The organism is Curtobacterium sp. DN_7.5 (assembly GCF_022655355.1).
Classification (GTDB): Bacteria; Actinomycetota; Actinomycetes; order Actinomycetales; family Microbacteriaceae; genus Curtobacterium; species Curtobacterium luteum.
Genome location: NZ_CP093378.1, coordinates 641,940 through 661,353 on the forward strand (window position 1 = coordinate 641,940; position 19,414 = coordinate 661,353).

22 protein-coding genes are annotated in these 19,414 nt (G+C 73.1%); 10 read left to right on the plus strand and 12 right to left on the minus strand.

Annotated elements, in window-relative coordinates; all coding sequences use genetic code 11:
• Positions 1 to 5: 5 nt before the first annotated feature.
• On the minus strand, positions 6 to 716 hold the full coding sequence (locus MON03_RS03080; RefSeq protein WP_242090463.1) for a TetR family transcriptional regulator: 711 nt from the start codon (positions 714 to 716) through the stop codon (positions 6 to 8).
• Positions 717 to 798: 82 nt separating this feature from the next.
• On the opposite strand from MON03_RS03080, the gene MON03_RS03085 reads away from it, so the two are divergent.
• Entirely contained in the window at positions 799 to 1,413 is a 615-nt protein-coding gene (locus MON03_RS03085; protein WP_242090465.1) for a GNAT family N-acetyltransferase, read from the plus strand.
• Between the two features lie 190 nt (positions 1,414 to 1,603).
• Positions 1,604 to 1,921, plus strand: a complete 318-nt coding sequence (locus tag MON03_RS03090; protein ID WP_022902257.1) for a hypothetical protein — start codon at positions 1,604 to 1,606, stop codon at positions 1,919 to 1,921.
• A gap of 29 nt (positions 1,922 to 1,950) precedes the next feature.
• On the opposite strand, the gene MON03_RS03095 is transcribed toward MON03_RS03090, so the two are convergent.
• Positions 1,951 to 2,238, minus strand: a complete 288-nt coding sequence (locus MON03_RS03095; protein ID WP_022902256.1) for a GNAT family N-acetyltransferase — start codon at positions 2,236 to 2,238, stop codon at positions 1,951 to 1,953.
• Positions 2,239 to 2,307: 69 nt separating this feature from the next.
• Between MON03_RS03095 and MON03_RS03100 the strand changes: the two genes are divergently transcribed.
• Entirely contained in the window at positions 2,308 to 3,183 is an 876-nt protein-coding gene (locus MON03_RS03100; RefSeq protein WP_022902254.1) for a DNA-methyltransferase, read from the plus strand.
• Between the two features lie 21 nt (positions 3,184 to 3,204).
• Here MON03_RS03100 and MON03_RS03105 read toward each other — a convergent pair whose 3' ends face one another.
• From MON03_RS03105 to MON03_RS03140, 8 genes are all read right to left on the minus strand, one after another.
• Complete coding sequence (locus MON03_RS03105; RefSeq protein ID WP_242090467.1) at positions 3,205 to 5,682, minus strand: MDR family MFS transporter; 2,478 nt, start codon at positions 5,680 to 5,682, stop codon at positions 3,205 to 3,207.
• Between the two features lie 165 nt (positions 5,683 to 5,847).
• The gene (gene pgm / locus MON03_RS03110) at positions 5,848 to 7,467 is read right to left on the minus strand and encodes a phosphoglucomutase (alpha-D-glucose-1,6-bisphosphate-dependent) (protein ID WP_242090468.1); all 1,620 of its coding nucleotides are present in this window, start codon (positions 7,465 to 7,467) and stop codon (positions 5,848 to 5,850) included.
• Between the two features lie 142 nt (positions 7,468 to 7,609).
• A complete protein-coding gene (locus MON03_RS03115; RefSeq protein WP_242090471.1) occupies positions 7,610 to 7,876 on the minus strand; it encodes a hypothetical protein in 267 nt (88 codons plus the stop codon).
• A gap of 43 nt (positions 7,877 to 7,919) precedes the next feature.
• Positions 7,920 to 8,582 (minus strand): class I SAM-dependent methyltransferase, encoded by a 663-nt coding sequence (locus MON03_RS03120; protein ID WP_022902250.1) that lies wholly within the window; start codon positions 8,580 to 8,582, stop codon positions 7,920 to 7,922.
• Positions 8,579 to 9,214, minus strand: coding sequence for a TIGR04282 family arsenosugar biosynthesis glycosyltransferase (locus MON03_RS03125; protein ID WP_242090472.1), 636 nt, complete (start codon positions 9,212 to 9,214; stop codon positions 8,579 to 8,581). The genes MON03_RS03120 and MON03_RS03125 overlap by 4 nt, the downstream gene beginning before the upstream one ends.
• Positions 9,211 to 10,014 carry a glycosyltransferase family 2 protein gene (locus tag MON03_RS03130; protein ID WP_242090474.1) on the minus strand — a complete coding sequence of 268 codons (804 nt, stop codon included), beginning with the start codon at positions 10,012 to 10,014 and terminating at the stop codon, positions 9,211 to 9,213. The genes MON03_RS03125 and MON03_RS03130 overlap by 4 nt, the downstream gene beginning before the upstream one ends.
• A 360-nt stretch (positions 10,015 to 10,374) precedes the next feature.
• Positions 10,375 to 11,442 carry an NAD-dependent epimerase/dehydratase family protein gene (locus MON03_RS03135; protein ID WP_242090476.1) on the minus strand — a complete coding sequence of 356 codons (1,068 nt, stop codon included), beginning with the start codon at positions 11,440 to 11,442 and terminating at the stop codon, positions 10,375 to 10,377.
• Positions 11,439 to 12,266 (minus strand): MTAP family purine nucleoside phosphorylase, encoded by an 828-nt coding sequence (locus MON03_RS03140; RefSeq protein ID WP_242090478.1) that lies wholly within the window; start codon positions 12,264 to 12,266, stop codon positions 11,439 to 11,441. The genes MON03_RS03135 and MON03_RS03140 overlap by 4 nt, the downstream gene beginning before the upstream one ends.
• 128 nt (positions 12,267 to 12,394) lie before the next feature.
• Between MON03_RS03140 and MON03_RS03145 the strand changes: the two genes are divergently transcribed.
• The 7 genes from MON03_RS03145 (at position 12,395) to MON03_RS03175 (ending at position 18,268) form a co-directional block, all read left to right on the plus strand.
• Complete coding sequence (locus MON03_RS03145; RefSeq protein WP_277927271.1) at positions 12,395 to 13,639, plus strand: molybdopterin molybdotransferase MoeA; 1,245 nt, start codon at positions 12,395 to 12,397, stop codon at positions 13,637 to 13,639.
• The gene (moaC, locus tag MON03_RS03150; protein WP_242090483.1) at positions 13,640 to 14,113 is read left to right on the plus strand and encodes a cyclic pyranopterin monophosphate synthase MoaC; all 474 of its coding nucleotides are present in this window, start codon (positions 13,640 to 13,642) and stop codon (positions 14,111 to 14,113) included. It begins immediately after the preceding gene.
• Positions 14,110 to 14,622: a MogA/MoaB family molybdenum cofactor biosynthesis protein gene (locus MON03_RS03155; protein ID WP_031272311.1), complete on the plus strand. Its 513-nt coding sequence runs from the start codon at positions 14,110 to 14,112 to the stop codon at positions 14,620 to 14,622. The genes moaC and MON03_RS03155 overlap by 4 nt, the downstream gene beginning before the upstream one ends.
• Positions 14,619 to 15,059, plus strand: a complete 441-nt coding sequence (locus MON03_RS03160; protein ID WP_031272310.1) for a molybdenum cofactor biosynthesis protein MoaE — start codon at positions 14,619 to 14,621, stop codon at positions 15,057 to 15,059. Before MON03_RS03155 ends, MON03_RS03160 begins: the two co-directional genes overlap by 4 nt.
• Before the next feature lie 34 nt (positions 15,060 to 15,093).
• Positions 15,094 to 15,675, plus strand: coding sequence for a hypothetical protein (locus MON03_RS03165; protein WP_242090484.1), 582 nt, complete (start codon positions 15,094 to 15,096; stop codon positions 15,673 to 15,675).
• 113 nt (positions 15,676 to 15,788) lie between these two features.
• Entirely contained in the window at positions 15,789 to 16,187 is a 399-nt protein-coding gene (locus MON03_RS03170; protein ID WP_049976494.1) for a PLD nuclease N-terminal domain-containing protein, read from the plus strand.
• A 158-nt stretch (positions 16,188 to 16,345) separates the two neighbouring features.
• Positions 16,346 to 18,268 carry an ABC-F family ATP-binding cassette domain-containing protein gene (locus tag MON03_RS03175; RefSeq protein ID WP_242090487.1) on the plus strand — a complete coding sequence of 641 codons (1,923 nt, stop codon included), beginning with the start codon at positions 16,346 to 16,348 and terminating at the stop codon, positions 18,266 to 18,268.
• Positions 18,269 to 18,300: 32 nt separating this feature from the next.
• Here the strand turns inward: MON03_RS03175 and MON03_RS03180 are convergent, their stop codons facing one another.
• Positions 18,301 to 18,894 (minus strand): hypothetical protein, encoded by a 594-nt coding sequence (locus MON03_RS03180; protein WP_242090489.1) that lies wholly within the window; start codon positions 18,892 to 18,894, stop codon positions 18,301 to 18,303.
• Positions 18,895 to 18,950: 56 nt separating this feature from the next.
• A complete protein-coding gene (locus MON03_RS03185) occupies positions 18,951 to 19,382 on the minus strand; it encodes a VOC family protein (RefSeq protein ID WP_242090491.1) in 432 nt (143 codons plus the stop codon).
• Between the last annotated feature and the right edge of the window lie 32 nt (positions 19,383 to 19,414).

Here is a 19,414-nt window from a genome sequence, read left to right on the forward strand (position 1 = left end):
TCGCCTCAGTCCCGCTCCGCTCGGTCCCGCTCGGCTCGAGCCGGCGCGCCTCGAGCCGGCTCGCCTCGGTCCGGCTCGCCTCGGTCCGGCTCGCCTCGGTCCGGTTCGGAGAGGACGTGCGCGAGCCCACGGACGAGGAGCGCACGACTCCGGTCGGTCGCCGCACCGTCGGGGTCGCCCACGGAGGACCGTGTCAGGCCGTCGACCACGGCGATGACCGCGTCGGCCGCGTCCGGCGTCGGCACCGCGAGCACGATCCCGTGCGCGGCCGACCACCGGTCGAGGCCCGCAGCCACCGCGTCGCGCCAGAGCCGTCGTTCCGCGTCGACCAGCGCGCCGTCGCCGTCCGGGTCGAGGCCGCTGCTGCTCACGGCTTCCAGCAGCCGGAACCGCTCCGGTTCGCTCCGCACGAGGTCGATCCACGCGCCGACCGCGGCGTCCAGCGCACCCCGGACGTCGTCGTGGGCGTCGGCGGCGGCGAGCACTCGGGGGAGGGACGCCCGGGCCTGCCGCTCGAGCAGCGCGACGACGAGGTGGCGTCGAGCCCCGAACACGTAGTGCACCACGCCGTGGGCGACCCCGGCCCGGGCGGCGACCGCCCGCGTGGTCAGCCCGGGGAGGCCGTCGTCCCGGACGACGAGGGCGGCCGCGTCGAGCAGCTCCTCGCGGCGGTCGGCGCGACTGCGGTACCCGCGCGGTCCCTCGTCCTCGGTCATCACAGGAAGCGTACGGCGCATGTGCAGCACCACCCGGCAGGATCGTGATCTGGCCATGTGGCCGAATACGGGAGGAGTCGCCATGCAGATCGTCGTCCGTGCAGCAGCAGACCACGAGGTCGAAGCCGCCGCAGCCGTCCTGGCCGAGGCGTTCGCGGAGGATCCGGTGCTCGCCGAGATCCGGCCCGGTCGCCCGGGGGAGGACCGGACCGCCGTGCTCGGCCGGCTCTTCTCGGCGCTGGTCCGGTCGGTCCCGCCGCACGCCAGGGCGCTCGACGTCGCGGTGACCGGCGACCGTGTCGTCGGCGCGGCGTTCTGGCAGGCGCCGCTCCCGCACCGTGGTGGACTGCGGGCGTTCGTGTCCCAGGTGCCCGAGCTCGTCCGGGTCCTCGGGATCGCGGGCGGTCTGCGGGCGCTCGCGCACCTCCGTCGGATGGAGCGTGCCCGTCCGGACGCGCCGCACTGGTACCTGGCCGAGATCGGGGTGTCCGCCGCAGCGCGCGGCCAGGGCGTCGGCGGGATGCTCCTCGAGCACGCGCTCGACCGGGTGGACCAGCGCGGGCAGCACGCCTACCTCGAGTCGTCGACCCCGGACAACCGGCGGCTGTACCGACGGCACGGCTTCGGCGACGGAGCACCGATCACGGGCTTCCGGGCGGCGGCGCCGGTGTCGATGTGGCGGCCCGCGGTGACGTGACGCGCAGTCGTGCAGCAAGCCGGGCAGGGGCGGGGTCGCCGGGCCGGGACAGGGTCGGCGGCCCGGGAGGGGGGAACCGGGCCGCCGCTCGACCAGTCTCGGTGTCCTCCCCAAGAACGACGTGTGTGGATCAGGAGAATCCCCCGCGCGGCTGATGTCGCCGCCACCGGTCCGACGTACCGTCGTACGCGTGAACTGGTTGATCCTCCTGGGGGCGGTGGCCGCCGCGGTCGTCGCGATGTGGATCGCCGATCGCGTGGGATGGATCGACCTGTCGAACAAGGCCACGCGGAGCGGTGGGTCCGGTGGGGTCGTCTCGATGATGGACGAGGTGTTCGCGCCGACCCGCCACGAAGCCCAGGCCGAGTACGAGCGGCAGTCGCGGCTCCCGCGGGAGGCGCCGACGCCGGCGGACGACGACCACGACCTCCTCAGCGGGCACGTCCTCATCAAGCTGCCCGGCGGACCGCGCGAGGTCCGCGCCGGCACGCACGACCGCACGTACTAGGCACGCGCGGCTCCGGCCACGGTTCGCCGTCAGCGCGCCGTGAGCTCCTGGTAGTCCGGGTGCCGCTCGATCCACGCCTTGACGTAGCTGCACAGCGGTACGACGGTCCGCGACGAGTTCGCCCGCACGTCGTCGAGCGCCGCCTGCACCAGGATCGACGCGTGGCCGCCGCCGCGGTGCTCGGGGTCGACCTCGGTGTGGGTGAAGCGGATCTCCTCGTCGTCCAGCTCGTACGCCGCGAAGCCGATCACCTCGCCGTCCTCGACCAGGGAGTACTGCTGCTGCGCGGTGTCGTTCCGTACCTCAGGTGTCGCCATGCATCGACGCTACGCCCGGCCCGCCGGTGCGCGGCCTGTGAGTCCGTGGTCGTGCGCGAGGATGGACCCGTGCACGACGACCGCGGACCGGACCGGGTGGTCCACGGGGACAACCTCGAGGTCCTCGCGACGCTCGACGACCGCTCCTTCACGCTCGTCTACCTCGACCCGCCGTTCAACACCGGACGCAAGCAGCGTCGGCACGCGAGCACCGCGGTCCGGAGCGCCGACGTCGACGCCGACTCGGCACGCGGCCGGCGCGAGCGGGTCACGGGCTTCCGCGGCAGCTCGTACGAGCGGGTCCGGGGTGACCTGCTCCGCTTCGACGACCGCTTCGACGACTACTGGTCGTTCCTCGAACCGCGGCTGCTCGAGGCGTGGCGGGTCCTGGCCGACGACGGCACGCTCTACCTCCACCTGGACTACCGCGAGTCGCACTACGCGAAGGTCCTCCTCGACGCGCTGTTCGGCCGCGACTCGTTCCTCAACGAGCTCGTGTGGGCGTACGACTTCGGCGCGAAGGCGAAGACACGCTGGCCGACGAAGCACGACACGATCCTGGTCTACGTCAAGGACCCCGACCGGTACCACTTCGACTCCGCGGCCGTCGACCGCGAGCCGTACATGGCGCCGGGTCTGGTGACGCCGGAGCAGCGGGAGCGCGGCAAGCTCCCGACGGACGTCTGGTGGCACACGATCGTGTCCCCGACGGGCCGTGAGAAGACCGGCTACCCGACGCAGAAGCCCGAGGGCATCCTGCGGCGCATCGTCCAGGCGTCCTCGCGGGAGGGCGACTGGGTGCTCGACTTCTTCGCCGGCAGCGGTACGACCGGTGCGGTTGCCGCCGCGCTCGGCCGCCGCTACGTGCTGGTCGACGACAACGCGACCGCGATCGAGGTCATGCGCCGGCGCCTGCCCGGCGCGACGTTCTCCGCCGTCGGCTGACGGCGGAGGACGTCGGGTTCGTCACTCGGCGGAGTGGCGGCCGTGCGAGTGGTCGCCCTGGACCGGCCGGGAGGCGCGGATCGCCTCGGCCGGGTCGCCCTGCGTCGACGCCGTGGTCGCGCCCACGTCCGTCGTCGTCGGCTCCGCCGCGGGTGCGGCGTGCGCCGGACGGGTCCGGATGGCGCCCGTCGTGGTCGGCGGCTCGTCGACGGGGGCGGCGGCCGAGTGCGCTCCGTGGGTCGTGGCACCGGGGAGCGGTGCCCGCGTGTCGGTCGCGCCCGGCGACGCGGGAGCCGAGCGTCCGTCCGACGCGACCGGCGTGGCGGGGGAGGCCGCGCCTCCCGGCCGGTCACGCGTCGGGACGGTCACGTCCGGCGAGGTCGGGACCACCGGGACGGACCCGGTGTGCGGCGTGACCAGCGAACCCGTGTTCGCAGCGGCCTGCTGTGCGTCGGCGGCGAGTCGGTCGCTGTCGTCCTTCGCGGCGTTCGCCTGCTCCTGGAGGGCCGAGACCTTCCGGAGCGGCGGGACCCGGAAGAACCAGGTGAGCACGAACGCCAGGAGGATGACGCCGAGGCCGACGGAGTAGACCGTGACGGCCGAGCTGCTGAAGCCGACGAGGAACGACCGCGTGAGTCGCGGGTCGGCGCCGTTGAGGAACGACGTGTCGCTGGTGGTGGAGGAGCTCGTCGAGCTCGTCGACCCCTTCTCGAGCTGCTTCTTGATCGTCGGCGCGACCTCGTCGACGACGTTCTTCCGCTGTGTGGCGTCGGCGTAGTCGACCTGGAGCGTGCCGTCCACGACGTCGGCCTTCGCCTTGGCGGCGACGGTCTCGAGCGCTTGCTGCTCGGCGTCGGACTTCGCGGCGGCGACCTGCTGCGCGATGACGGTGTCCGCGGACGCGGCGGGCACCTGGCCGGCGGCGACCGCCTGCTCGACCTTCGCGGTGACCTGCTTCGTGACGGCGGCGTCGGCGGCCTCCTTGGCCTGGACGGCGGCCGAGTTCAGCTGGTCCTGCACGTTCGACTGGATGGGGTCGACGATCTTGTTCCAGATCTGGTCCATGACGGCCTTGTTCTCCGAGGCGTTCGCGACGGAGGGCGTGAGGGCCGCGTTGAGGCTGGACTTCAGCGTGGTCTCGTTCTGCAAGGCCGTGGTGATGTTCGTCGGCATGAGCGAGAACAGGACAGACAGCAGCACGGCGGTGCCCATCGTGCCGCCGATCTGGCGGAAGAAGGTCGCGGCGCTCGTCGCGACCCCGATGTCCCGCGGCGAGACCGAGTTCTGCGCGGCGAGCGTCAGGGTCTGCATGAGCTGCCCGAGCCCGAGGCCGATCCCGAACATGCCGAGCATGAGGAACCACAGCGGGCTGTCCGCCGTCAGGAACGTGAGGACGGTGAACCCGATCGCGGTGAACGCCGTGCCGGTGACCGGGAAGACCTGGTACTTGCCGGTCCGCGAGATGATCTGGCCGGACGCGATCGAGGCGATCATCAGGCCGAGGACCATCGGTAGCATCGAGAAGCCGGACTCGGTGGGGGTGACGCCCTTCACGATCTGCAGGTACAGCGGGATCGTGAGCATCGCGCCGAACATGCCGAAGCCGACGAGGACGCTGAGGACCGCGGCCATCGAGAACACGCGCGAGTGGAACAGCTTCAGCGGCAGGATCGCGTCGTCGCCCATCGCACGCTCGACGATCACGAACGCGATCAGACCGGCGGCACCGATGCCGTAGCAGGCGAACGCGCCGGGGGAGCTCCAACCCCAGTCACGGCCCTGTTCGGCGATGAGGAGCAGCGGCACGAGGGTGACGATGACGAGCGCCGCGCCCCACCAGTCGATCCGCGGCTTGCCCCGGTCGCCGAACTTCGGCAGGTGCAGGAACGTCAGCACCATGACGAGCGCGATCACGCCGATCGGGACGTTGATCAGGAACACCCAGCGCCAGCCCGCGATGAAGACGATCTCGTTCGCGCCGGCGAACAGGCCGCCGACGAGCGGGCCGATCACGGAGGAGATGCCGAACACGGCGAGGAAGTAGCCCTGGTACTTCGCGCGCTCGCGGGGGGCGAGCATGTCGCCCATGATCGCCAGCGGGAGCGACATGAGACCGCCGGCGCCGAGGCCCTGCAACGCGCGGAACCCGGCGAGCATGAGCATCGAGGTCGAGAAGGACGCGAACAACGACCCGACGATGAAGATGCCGATCGCGGTGAGGAACAGCGGGCGTCTGCCGAAGATGTCCGAGAGCTTGCCGTAGATCGGCGTCGTGATCGTCGACGCGATCAGGTAGCCGGTCGTCACCCACGCCTGCTGGTCGAGCCCGTGCAGGTCGTCGCCGATGGTGCGGATCGCGGTGCCGACGATCGTCTGGTCGAGGGCACCGAGGAACATGCCGGCCATGAGGCCGTAGATCACCAGCAGGATCTGCCGGTGGTTCATCACGGCGTTCGAGGACGTCGTGGGAGCCGCGGGTGCGGTCGCGGTCTGGGTCATGAGCAGGTCTCCCGGAAACTTTGCGCTGCGTGCAAAGTTACAACCTCCGCAAGGCGGAGGTCCGCCCGGAGTCCGTTCCTGAGTGGATCGGCAGTCCTCCGGCTGCTGCCGACCAGCCGGAGGCTACGCCCGTGTCCCTCGGCACCGCGTCGGGAGCGGTCGGCGTCAGGCGCCGAGTGCGGCGTCGACGATCTCCTTGGCCTCGCGCTGCACCTGCTCGAGGTGCTCCTGCCCGACGAAGCTCTCCGCGTAGATCTTGTAGACGTCCTCGGTGCCCGACGGACGTGCGGCGAACCAGGCGTTCTCCGTCACCACCTTGACGCCGCCGACGGCCGCGTCGTTGCCCGGGGCCCGCGACAGCTTCGCCGTGATCGGGTCGCCGGCGAGCGTGTCGGCCGTGATGGCGTCGCCGTCGAGCTTCGACAGCCGCGCCTTCTGGTCCTTGCTCGCGGCAGCGTCCACGCGCTGGTACACGGGGGCGCCGAAGCGCTCCGTGAGCTCGGCGTAGAGCTGCGACGGGGTCTTGCCCGTCACGGCGATGATCTCCGACGCGAGGAGGGCGAGGATGATGCCGTCCTTGTCGGTCGTCCACGCGGTGCCGTCCTTCCGGAGGAAGCTCGCGCCGGCGGACTCCTCGCCGCCGAAGGCCACCGAGCCGTCGATGAGACCGGGGACGAACCACTTGAAGCCGACCGGGACCTCCCACAGGCGGCGACCGAGCGACTCGGCGACGCGGTCGATGATGCTCGACGACACGAGCGTCTTGCCGATGGCAGCGTCCTCGCGCCACTCCGGCCGGTGGGCGTAGAGGTACTCGATCGCGACCGCGAGGTAGTGGTTCGGGTTCATCAGGCCGCCGTCCGGCGTCACGATGCCGTGCCGGTCGGAGTCGGCGTCGTTGCCCGTGAGGACGTCGAACTCGTCCTTCCGCGCGACCACGGAGGCCATGGCGCTCGCGCTGGACGGGTCCATGCGGATCTTGCCGTCCCAGTCGAGCGTCATGAACGCCCAGGTCGGGTCGACCTCGGGGTTCACCACCGTGAGGTCGAGGCCGTAGTGGTCGCGGATGCGCTCCCAGTAGGGCAGGGAGGCGCCGCCGAGCGGGTCGGCCCCGATCGTCACGCCCGCGCGCTTGATCGCGTCGATGTCGATGATGTGCTCGAGGTCGGCGACGTACGAGTCGAGGTAGTCGTAGCCCTCCGCCGCGGTTTCGTCCTGTCGGCGGACCTCGGCGTTCCCGCCCGCGATGATCGCGTTCGCACGGTCGGCGATCCAGGAGGTGGCGTCGCTGTCGGCCGGGCCGCCGTGCGGGGGGTTGTACTTGAAGCCGCCGTCGCGGGGCGGGTTGTGGCTCGGCGTGATGACGATGCCGTCCGCGGTGTCCGGGTTGCCCGCACGGTTGTAGGCGATGATGGCGTGGCTCAGGGCCGGGGTCGGGACGAAGCCGTCCTGCGCGTCCGCGAGGACCCGGACGCCGTTGGCGGCGAGCACCTGGAGCGCGGTCTGCTCGGCGGGTGCCGAGAGGGCGTGGGTGTCGCGGCCGATGAACAGCGGGCCGTCGGTGCCCTGTTCGGCGCGGTACTCGACGATGGCCTGCGTGATCGCGGCGATGTGGGTGTCGTTGAACGCGGTGTCGAGGGACGAGCCGCGGTGGCCGGAGGTGCCGAACACCACCTTCTGCTCGGGGATCGACACGTCCGGGACGCGCTCGTGGTACGCGGCGAGCAGGGCGTCGAGGTCGACGAGGTCGTCGGCGGTCGCGGGGGTTCCGGCGCGGTCGTTCATGTGCCCATCCTGGCACCCGCTCCCCTCCGGCGTCCCGAGGGCGTGTCGTGGACCGGGAACGGCACGAGCGGCCGCCCGGCCGGGTCGGTAGGGGGAGACGACCCGGGGGCGACCGCTCGCGGTCTGGGGGGGAGTGCGGCGCTCAGGCGGTGCGGAACGAGCCCGTCGCGGTGCGGAGCGAGCCGGTGGACGTGCGGAGCGAGCCCGTGGCCGTGCGCACCGATCCGGTCGCCGACGTCCGGCGGGTCGCCTGTCCGTCGACGAAGCGCCCGAGCCGTCCGGTCACGGGGACGCCCGTGTAGGTGCCGAGCGCGCGCCGGGCCGTGGTGCCGGTGAAGGTGCCGCGCTCGTCACGTCGCGCGGTACCGCTCACGAACGAGCCGCCGAGGGGGGAGTCGATGTGCTGCATGACCCCGACTCTACCGTTCTTTCTTGCATCATGCAAAAGAACGTCAGGCGATGAGCTCGCAGAACGTGCGTCCCTCGGCGGTCCAGCTCTGGCGTGCGAGCAGGCCTGCGTCGGCGGCGTGGGCGTGCAGGGCGTCGAGCCCGACCTCGGCCCACGGGAACGCGGCGCTCTCGTGGCCGTCGGTGTCGACCACGCGGGCCGTGTACGTCCGGTCGGCCGTGCGGTCGGGGTTCGTCTCGACGAGCACCCGCCCGCCGAGTCGGACGATCGCGCGACACCGGGCGAGCAGCGCCGTCGGGTCCCCGCCGATGCCGATGTTCCCGTCGATGACGAGTGCGGTGTCCCAGTGGCCCTCGTCGGGGACCGGGTCGAAGACGGAGCCCTGCACGGCGTGACCACCGGAGCGCCGGGCGATCGCGACCGCCTCGGCGGAGACGTCCACACCGAGCGACGGCAGGCCGACGGCACGTGCGGCGACCAGCATCCGGCCCGGGCCGCACCCGATGTCGATGACGGGACCGTCGGCGTCGTCGAGCAGGGAGCGGTCGACCCGGTCGGCCGCGGCGCTCCAGCGACCGACGTCCATCGTCACGACGGTGCCCGGCCGGCTGGGGTCGGTGAGGCGGAGTCGGCCGTCCGAGCGGAGGGCCCGCGCGTACGGCTCGCCCCCACCGGCCCCGAAGGTCATCGGTGCGTGCATGGTCATCGGACACCTCCGGAGGTCGTGCGTTCGGCGGTCAGGGCCGCGGCGAACGCGGAGCCCGGAGCGAGTGCGGCCACGCGGTCGGCGTCGGCGATTTCGTCCACGTCGAGGAGCGGCACGAGGTCGTCCACGTCGAGGCCGGCGTCCACGAGCCGGGCGCGCTGCACCGCACCGGTGTCCGCTCGGGACATCGGCACACCGCGGATGAGGGACCCGTCCGGGTCGTGCATGTACAGCGACCAGAAGCCGCCGTCCTCGGCCGGGCCGAACCAGGCGTCCCGCTCGGGGTGCTCGAACACCGGCGCGACGTCGGCCGGGCGGACCTGCGGCGTGTCCATGCCGACCAGGAGGAGCGGGCCCTGCACGGCGTCGAACAGCGTGCCGAGGCGCGCGTCGAGGTCACCGCCGGGCTGCGGCAGCACGTGGAAGCCCTCGGCTGCGTCGGGGACGACGTCGCCGTCGAAGAACAGGATGCGCCGGGCGGCGGGCAGAGCGCGGACCGTGGCGAGCGTGTCGGCGAGGCTCGCTGCCGCTACGCGTGCGGCACCCTCGGGCCCAAGCGCCGGGATGAGCCGCGTCTTCACCCGACCGGGCAGGCACTCCTTGGCGACGACCGCCACCGTGACCGCGGTCACGACCGGACCTCCGCGGTGGCGGTGCCGACCACGCGCTCGAGGGGAGCGGTGTCGGCGGGGGTGGGACGGGCCTCCAGGCCGGTGGTGGTTCCGGACCGGCTGGTGTCGCTGTCGCGCGCAACGGTGCCGGGTCGGCGCTCGCCGGAACGGTACGCGCGGAGCAGGCGCGACATGTCGCGGACGGCGTTGACGGTGCCGCGGAGCGTGCCCGTCACCTTGCTGTCGCCGATGCGCTGGGCGTAGCCGATGTCGCTCTCGTCGACCCGGAGGCCGGCGGCGTGCGCGGCGAGGACCATCTCGAGCGGGTAGCCGCTGCGGCGGTCCTGCAGGTCGAGCGCGACGAGCTGCTCGCGGCGCATCACCCGCATCGGACCGAGGTCGCGCAGCCGGTAGCCCGTCGCCCGGCGCATCAGGACCGCGAGGACGCGGTTCGCGAAGCGTGCGTGCGGTGCCCACGCACCGCGCGAGGTCGGCACCCGGCGCCCCAGTGCGAGGTCGGTGCGACCGGACGCGACCCGGTCGAGGAGGCCGGGGAGTTCGGCGGGGTCCATCGAGGCGTCGGCGTCGCAGAACGCGACGTAGTCGGCCGTGGCGGCGGCGAGTCCGGCGGCGCACGCCGAGCCGAAGCCGCGGCGGGGCTCCGTGACGACGAGTGCTCCGTGCGCGCGGGCCACGTCGGCCGAGCCGTCCGTCGAACCGTTGTCGACCACGATCGCGCGGTAGCCCTGCGGCAGGCGGCCGATCACGCGGGGGAGTGCGTCGGCCTCGTCGAGGCACGGCAGGATCACATCGACGTTCATGCCGTCTGTTCGGTGCGGACGCCCGGATCGACGGGGATCGCGGTGCGGCTCGTGGTGCGAGGGACTCGCTGACGTCGACGACATGGGGACCAGGCTGCACGGGTGGCCTGACCGGATGCGGGTGGCGGTGTACCCCGCTGTCCACTCGGGCGTCCCCCGATCTGGGGTGCCGACGGGTGGGCGGCGGCGAGCTGGCGAGTCTCGCGCTGGCGGGTCTCGCGCTGGCGGGGCGAGTCTCGCGCTGGCGGGGGCGGGGTGGGGCGAGTCTCGCGCTGGCGGACATTTCTCGCGCGCCGGGGCCCGAGAAGTGTCCGTCAGCCCGAGACTCGGGGCGCGGTGGGCGAGACTCGGGGTGCGCCGTCAGCGCACCGCGGCCCGCAGCGGCGCGGTCGCGAACTCGCGCATGCCCCGTTCGAAGTCGACCTCGGCGTGCCAGCCCAGCTCCCGCCCGATGCGCTCCGACGACGCGGTCACGTGCCGGACGTCCCCGAGCCGGTACTCGCCCGTCACGACCGGCTGCGGCCCGTCCGGCCCCGCGATCGCCGCGGCCATCTCGCCGATGGTGTGCACCGTGCCCGAGCCGACGTTGTACGCCCGGAAGGAGTCGTCCGGCAGGTCCGCCGTCGCCGCGATCGAGGCCGCGTTCGCTCCCGCGACGTCGTCGACGTGCACGAAGTCCCGCCGCTGTCGGCCGTCCTCGAACACCCGAGGGGCCTCGCCGCGCGCGAGAGCCGAGCGGAACAGTGACGCGACACCGGCGTAGGGGGTGTTCGCGGGCATGCCCGGTCCGTACACGTTGTGGTAGCGGAGCGCGATCGCCCGACCCCCGGTTGCCCGGGCCCACGAGGACGCCAGGTGCTCCTGCGCGACCTTCGTCTGCGCGTACACGTTGCGGGGGTCGAGCGCGGCGTCCTCGTCGATGAGGCCGGGCACGAGCGGCTCGCCGTCCGGGCCGATCGGGTCGAAGCGCCCGGCGTCGAGGTCCTCGCGCCGACGTGCCGACGGACGGGTCGGCTCACCGGATGCCGTCGCGTACGCGCCCTCGCCGTAGACCACCATCGAGCTCGCGACCACCAGCCGGCCGATGCCGTGGCGGTCCATCGCGGCGAGGACGTGCGCCGTGCCGGTGTCGTTCGAGGAGACGTAGTCGGGGGCGTCCTGGAAGTCGACGCCGAGCCCGACCTTCGCGGCCTGGTGGCAGACGACGTCGACGCCGTCGAGTGCTGCGTCGAGGACGGCGTCGTCCCGGACGTCGCCGAGCACGAAGGCGACCCCGTCCGGCACCGGGGTCCGCCCGTCGGCCGCATCGCCGTGCACGTCAGCACGGAGCGAGTCGAGCACGCGGACCTCGTGCCCCTCGGCCAGTGCCCGGCGCACGATCGCCGAGCCGATGAACCCCGCGCCGCCGGTGACGAGCAGCCGGCTCACGCGGCACCGCCGACCGGCAGCGACAGGACGGCGGCGCTCGCGCCGGCCGGTACGAGCTCGCGCGGCGTGAAGTCCTCCGGGACCGACCCGACGATCGACCCGATGGCGCGCACGATGACCTCGTTCGCCCGCGCCAGCCGTTCCATCACGGCCTGGTGCGTCACGGGCTCGTCGTCCGGACCGGACGCGGACGCGAGGCCCGCGTCGGCGTCGGTGACGAACGACAGGTTGACCGTGCCCATCCCGAGCTCGGCCGCCAGGGGCACCTCCGGCGTCATCGTCATGTTGATCGTGTGTCCGCCGGCCTCGCGCATCCACACGGACTCCGCGCGTGTCGAGAAGCGCGGGCCCTGGATCACGACGCACGTGCCGGTCGGGCGGTGCGGCACGCCGAGCGCGGCCACCGCGTCGACGGCGGCTGCACGCAGCACGGGGTCGAACGGGTCCGCGAACGACAGGTGCTGCACGTCGTCCTCGAAGAATGTGTCAGCACGACCCCAGGTGCGGTCGATGAGCTGGTCCGTCACGACGAAGGTGCCGGGTGCGTAGTCGGGGTGCAGGCCGCCGACGGCGCTCGAGGACACGACCGCACGGACGCCGAGCGAGCGGAGCGCCCAGGTGTTGGCGCGGTGGTTGATGCGGTGCGGTGCCACGGAGTGGGAGCGTCCGTGGCGTGTGAGGAACGCGACACGGCGGCCGGACATCGTCCCGATGCTGATCGGGCTGGACGTCGCACCGAACGGCGTCGGGACGGTGCGCTCCTCGGCGCTGCCCTCCTCGAACAGTCGGTACAGGCCAGATCCACCGATCACGCCGATGGTCACGTCGTTCTCCACAGGTCCTCCGAATGGTCCTCGGCGCGGGGTGCGCGCTGGATACGCTACTGACGCGCCCCGACGGCGGTTCCGTCGGGCGCACGTCCAGGCTTGCATGCACGACTTCGGAGGGCACCGTGCGAACGATCGGTCAACACGCCGGAGCGGTGGCTGCCCTGCTCGCCCCGGTGATCGCCCGGCTCACGCCCGGCACGTCCGATCCCACCTGCCTGGAGGCCCGGGGCACCGCCGACCTCGCCGCCGGGGCCGGCGCCGGAGCACGTCGTCGGCTCGCCACGCGCATCGTCGCACCCGTGCCGCTCCCCGCCTTCGACAACAGCCAGATGGACGGCTTCGCCGTCCGTGCCGCGGACGCCGGCAGCGACGTCGCGGTCGTCGACCCGATCCCCGCCGGGACGGTCCCGGAACCGCTCGTGCCCGGCACGGCGGCGCCGATCATGACCGGTGCGCGGATCCCCGACGGCGCCGACGCCGTCTTCCCCGTCGAACGGACCGAGCCGGGCACGTTCCCCGCGGCCCTGGCGCTCGCCACGGTCGCCGTCCCCGCCGACCTGACGGCCGGCACGTTCGTCCGGACGGTCGGCTCCGACGTCCCGCTCGGCGGCGTGCTGGCGGACGCCGGGGCACTCGTCACCCCCGCGCTCCTCGGGGCCTTCGCGGCTGCCGGCGTGGACCGCGTCGACGTCGTCCGTCGGCCGCGGGTGCTCGTGGTCAGCACGGGCTCCGAGCTCGTGGGGGTGGACGCCGACGGCGCCGGCATCGGTGACGCCAACGGCATCGCCCTCTCCGCCGCGCTCGCCGAGGTCGGGGTCGAATCACGCACGGTCGTGGTGCCGGACGACCCGGACGCCTTCGTCGACGCCGTCACGGCGGCGGTCGGGGACTGGGCGGACCTCGTCCTCACGACCGGGGGCATCAGTGCGGGGGCGTACGAGGTAGTTCGCCAGGCCCTCGAGCCGCTCGGGCTCGCCGTCACACCGGTCGCGATGCAACCGGGGGGTCCGCAGGCGCTCGGCACGGTGGCGTTCGGCGACCGCCAGGTGCCCGTCGTCGCCTTCCCGGGCAACCCGGTGTCGGCGCTCGTCTCGTTCGAGGTGTTCCTCCGGCCCGTGCTCGCGCCGCTCGCCGGGCTGCCGGCCGACCGCCCGTCGCAGGTGCTCCCCGCCGCCGAGGCCGCCACGTCGCCCGCCGGCAAGCACCAGGTCCGCCGCGGCCGGGTCGAGGACGGCCGCGTGCACCTCGTCGGCGGCCCGGGTTCGCACCTCCTCGTGCACCACGCCGCCGCAACGCACCTCGTCCACGTCCCGGTCGGCACCGCCGTCGTCGAACCGGGGGACCCCCTGACCGTCTGGAGCCTGTAGATGACCGACCTCTCCCACGTCCGCGCCGACGGATCAGCGCACATGGTCGACGTCTCCGCCAAGAACGTTACCGACCGTTCCGCGACCGCCACGGCGACCCTCGTCACCCGGCCCGACGTCGTCGCGCGCATCCTCGACGGCTCCCTGCCGAAGGGCGAGGTCATCGGCACGGCCCGCATCGCCGCGATCATGGCGGTGAAGAAGACCTCCGACCTGGTGCCGCTGTGCCACCCCCTGCCGATCGCCGGCATCGAGGTGGACATCACCGGCGCCGACGACCGCGTCGTGGTCGAGGTCTCCGTGCGCACGACCTCGCGCACGGGCGTCGAGATGGAGGCCCTGACCGGCGCGAGCGTCGGCGCGCTCACGGTCTACGACATGGTGAAGGCCGTCGACCGGGCGGCTGTGATCACCGACGTCCGGGTGCTCGAGAAGCACGGCGGACGCTCGGGCGACTGGAAGGCGGAACGATGACCTCCGAACCCACCAAGGGCCGTGCGGGGGTGCTCGTCGTCTCGACCCAGGCCGCGGCCGACCCGGCACTCGACCGCACCGGCCCGGTGATCGCGTCCTGGCTCCGGGAGCGGGCGTTCACCGTCGCCGAGCCGATCATCGTCCCGGACGGCGGCCCGATCGCCGAGACCGTCACGGGCGAGGTCCTCGCCGGAGCCCGCGTGGTCATCACCACGGGCGGCACCGGTGTCACGCCGACCGACCGGACGCCCGAGGCGGTGGCGCCCCTGCTCGACCTCGAGCTCCCCGGCATCGTCGAGGAGATCCGCCGCCGCGGTCTCGCCGGTGCCGGACCCACCGCGCTGCTGAGCCGTGGCGTCGCCGGGATCGCAGCCGGCGGCACCGTCGTCGTCACGCTGCCCGGCTCGCGCGGGGGCGTCGCGGACGGCCTCGACGTCCTCGACGGGCTGCTCGACCACGTGCTCGCACAGCTGCACGGTGCCGGCCACGCACCTCGGAGCGCCTCGTGACCGCGGTGGAGGGGTCCGGCCGGGTCCTCCTCGCCGACGTCGTCGACCGCGACGTCACGGTCGAGGAGACCTCCGTCGCGGTGAGCTCGGAGCGCGACGGGGCGGTCGTCACCTTCGCCGGGGTCGTCCGCGACCACGACGGCGGCAAGGGCGTCACGGCGCTCGACTACGAGGGTCACCCCACCGCAGCAGCCGTCCTGCGCGACGTCGCCGAGACCATCGCGGCCGAGCATCCGGACGTCCGCATCGCCGTGCTGCACCGCGTCGGCGCCCTCGTCGTCGGGGACGTCGCACTCGCAGCCGCCGTGGCGTCACCGCACCGGGCCCAGGCCTTCGCCGCGTGTGCAGCCCTCATCGACCTCGTGAAGGAGCGGACGCCGATCTGGAAGCACCAGCGCTTCCGCGACGGCACCGACGAGTGGGTGGCTGCGCTCTGACGGATCCTCATGCCGCTGTGCCAGGATCGACGGCATGACCGACACCGTGCACCGGGCCGAGCAGCGCTGGGCCGTGGCGGACGCGCGGGCGCAGGACGTGCTCGCGCTGCCCCCGCCCCGCCGGTTCCCGGTCGTGCGGGCGTCGGCGATGCTCGTGCTGCCCGCCGCGATCGTCCTCGTCGTCGGGTTCGCGTTCCCGGCCGGTTCCACGGGTCGCGACGTCGTCGCCTGGACGGGTGCCGCCGGTGCCGCGCTGCTGCTCGTCGCCGTGATCGTGGCGGCGATCCGGGGTCGTCGATCCCCTGCGGGGATGCTCCGGGTCGACGAGGTCCTGCTGCCGGCCGAGCGAGCGGCGCTCCGCCGGGTGGTCCGCCTCCGCGAGCGCGCGCCCGAGGACCGGCTCGACGTCGTCCGAGCCGTCGCGACCCAGCGCGTCCGCCGCCCGGTCCTCGGGGTCTGGTCGGTGTACTCGCTCGTCGCTGCGGGCGCCGTGGTGGCCGGCAGTGCCGTGTGGGTGCTCTGGCTCGCCTGGATCGTGGTGGCGGTCGTCGCGGCAGCGGCAGCGATCTGGTCTGCTGCCGTCGCGCAGCGCTACCTCGATCTCGGACCGTCCTGACGTGACCGGACCGGCACCCTGTACGCCGTCGCAGGAGACCGTTGCCCGATCGCAACCGCGGCACGCGTTCGGGGCGTAGCCGGGCTCTCGGCCGCTCCATAGAATTCGGCACCATGAGCGTGCTGCTGTACGGGGCGGGGACACTCCTGCTCGTCTTCGCCCTGATCGACATCCTGACGAAGACCGACTCCGAGGTCCGGGGCCTCCCGAAGATCGCGTGGGTCCTCCTCTGCATCTTCGTGCCCGTCGTCGGTCCCATCGTCTGGTTCGCCGTCGGGCACGACTGGGCACCGGGGGAGCGGAACCACGGCCGTTACCTGGACCCCGTCCGGCACGAGGACCGCTACGCCACCCTCGGCGAGGCCCGTTCGGCGCACGGGGACAAGCGCGTCACCGGGACCGAGCAGGAGCTCGCCGACCTCGAACGCGAGATCGAGTACTGGGAGGCCCAGGCGCGCCTGAAGCGCGCGAAGGAAGCCGCCGGGGAAGGCGACCCGACCCCGTCGAGCTGAGCCGCGCCTCCAGGCCGGCCGCGCAGCGACCCCACCCCACCCCGCTTCGCCGATGCGGAACGACCGGACCGCTGTCGCACGACATCGGTCCGGTCGTTCCACGTCGACCGCGGACCCGACCGACCGGAGCGCCCCACGCGCCCCCGTACCCTTGACAGGTGGCTCATCTCCTCGGCGCCGAGAACGTGCATCTCGAGTTCCCCACCCGTGTCGTCTTCGACAGCGTCACCCTCGGCATCGACGAGGGGGACCGCATCGGCGTGGTCGGCCGGAATGGTGACGGCAAGTCGACGCTCCTCGCCCTCCTGTCGCAGCGCATCGACCCGGACGACGGCCGTGTCACGCACCGCCGCGGCCTGACCGTCGGGTACCTCGACCAGCGTGACGTCCTGCCGGCCGGAGCGACGGTCGGCGCCACGGTGGTCGGCGACCGCGCGGAGCACGAGTGGGCCGGCGACCCGAAGATCCGCGACGTCATCGGCGGTCTCGTCTCGGACATCCCGTGGGAAGCCAACGTCGACGACCTGTCGGGAGGCCAGCGGCGCCGGATCGCCCTCGCGAAGCTCCTCGTCGGCGACTGGGACGTGCTGTTCCTCGACGAGCCGACGAACCACCTCGACGTCGAGGGGATCCAGTGGTTGGCCGACCACATCAAGCGCCGCTGGTCCGCGAACCAGGGCGGCCTCGTCGTCGTGACGCACGACCGGTGGTTCCTCGACGCCGTGTCGACGGACACCTGGGAGGTGCACGACGGCATCGTCGAGCCCTTCGAGGGCGGCTACGCGGCGTACATCCTGCAGCGCGTCGAGCGAGACCGGCAGGCCGCCGCCTCCGAGCAGCGCCGCCAGAACCTCGCGCGCAAGGAGCTCGCCTGGCTCCGCCGCGGTGCACCGGCCCGCACGAGCAAGCCGAAGTTCCGCATCGACGCGGCGAACGCCCTCATCGACGACGTCCCGCCGATCCGCGACACCGTGGCGCTGTCCCAGATGGCGACCGCCCGGCTCGGGAAGGACGTCGTCGACCTGCTCGACGCCGGGGTGGCCTTCGGTGACGACGTGATCCTGCGCGATGTCGAGTGGCGGATCGCGCCGGGGGAGCGGACCGGCATCCTCGGGCCGAACGGCGCGGGCAAGTCGACGCTCCTCAACCTGGTGTCCGGCACGCTCCAGCCGACGACCGGCCGCGTGAAGACCGGCAAGACCGTGCAGGTCGCCGTCCTCGACCAGCAGCTCGCCGATCTCCAGCAGTACGCGGACGACCGCGTGCGTGAGGTCGTCGCGCGCAAGAAGACCTCGTACGTGGCGGACGGCAAGGAGATGACGCCGTCGCAGCTCCTCGAACGCCTCGGCTTCACGTCCGCGCAGCTCCCCACCCCGGTCAAGGACCTGAGCGGTGGGCAGAAGCGTCGCCTGCAGCTCATGCTCATCCTGCTCGACGAGCCGAACGTGCTCATCCTCGACGAGCCGACGAACGACCTCGACACCGACATGCTCGCCGCGATGGAGGACCTCCTCGACACCTGGCCGGGCACGCTCCTCGTCGTGTCGCACGACCGGTACCTGCTCGAGCGCGTCACCGACCAGCAGTACGCGGTGCTCGGTGGCCACCTCCGTCACCTGCCCGGAGGCGTCGACGAGTACATGCGCCTCCGCGCGTCGGGTTCCGTCCCCGCGACCGCGTCGGCGGCTGCCGCCGCAGCTGCCGGGAGGCCCGACACGGCGGGCGGGACCGGCTCGGCAGGCAGCGTGGCTGGGTCGGGGACGGTGGGCGGCTCGGGGCGGCCGGCGGCCGGTGGCGCTGGTGGCGCGGCCGGTGCGGGCGCCGCTCCGGCGGCCGGCGCCGGTGTTGCGGTGCTCTCGGGTGCGGAGCGTCGGGCGGCGGAGAAGGAGATGTCGGCGCTCGACCGCCGGATCGCCCGCATCGGGGCCGACCGGCAGGAGGTCCTCGACGCGTTCGCGGCGCACGACCAGTCGGACTACGCGGGCCTCGGGGCGCTGCAGGCGCGCCTGGCCGGCCTCGAGGCCGAGGTCGAGCAGCTCGAGGAGCGGTGGCTCGAGGTCGCGGAGCAGCTCGGGGTGTAGGGCGCGGTGGCGCCGATCCTCGGCGGGCCGGCTCAGGCGGCGTCGTCGGGGTCGTCGTCGCCGAAGTCGGGACCGCATCCGATCGCTGCACCGTGCTGCTCGCCGCCGATGCCGACGTTGAACGACCGGTCGAGCGTCACCGTGTGCGTCGTCCACAGGGGCCCACTGGAGGTCGCGGTGAAGCCCCGGACGTGGCCGGCGCTCGCGCCAGGGCGCACGACCATGCGCCCGACGACGTCGAGCTTGCCGTGAGCCGGGACGGTGACGCCGTCACGCAGCGGAACGGTCCGCCCGTACTCGCTCGGAGCGACGGGGTCGTCGGTGACCCACAGTCCGGAACTCGTGTCCCCAGGGTCGAGCGCGACGGCGAGCGGTGTCACGTCCGCACCCTCGACATCGTCCACTCGGACGTCGACCACGCGGACGCCCCGGTCGGACGCGTTGTCGAACTCGACCATGAACCATGCCGCCGCGGTCGTCGTGCCGTCCGGGTAGGAGCCGCAGGCAGCACCTCGGTCGGGGTCCGTCGCGAGCGTGTGTCCCGGCGCGATCACGATCCCCAGTCCGACGGCGAGCACGAGTGCCCCCGCCGCGCTCACGCCCAGAACGGCCCGCCCCGTGTCCATGCCACCATCGTAGGGGACGGCAGGTACCGGGCGCGCCCCCTGTTCGCGGCCGGACGTCAGCCGACGGACGCCGGATCGCCACCGCCCGGGTTCGCGACGACCTCCCAGAGGTGTCCGTCGGGGTCCTGGAAGAAGCCGGAGTACATGCCCCACGGCCGCGTGTACGGCGATGCGAGCATGGTCGCCCCCGCGCTGCGCGCCCGCTCGAGGAACGCGTCCGCCTCGGCCCGCGAGTCCACGAAGTGTCCGATCGTCGACGTCGACCCGTGCGGGAGGTCGACACCCGAGTCGAGCGCCATGTCCTCGCGGGCGTAGACGCTGACGATGAGTCCGTCGTCGAGCGTGAACATCGCCGTGGTGCCGCCGGCCTGGTCGGCTGAACGCGGGTACTCGGTGCCGATGATGCCGCTGCCCTCGACGTCGAGCAGGGCGCGGTAGAACTCGGCCGATCGCTCGACGTCGGCCACGGCCAGGTTGATCGCGTGCATGGCCCGGAGGGTAGTCCGTCCGGTCTCGGTCT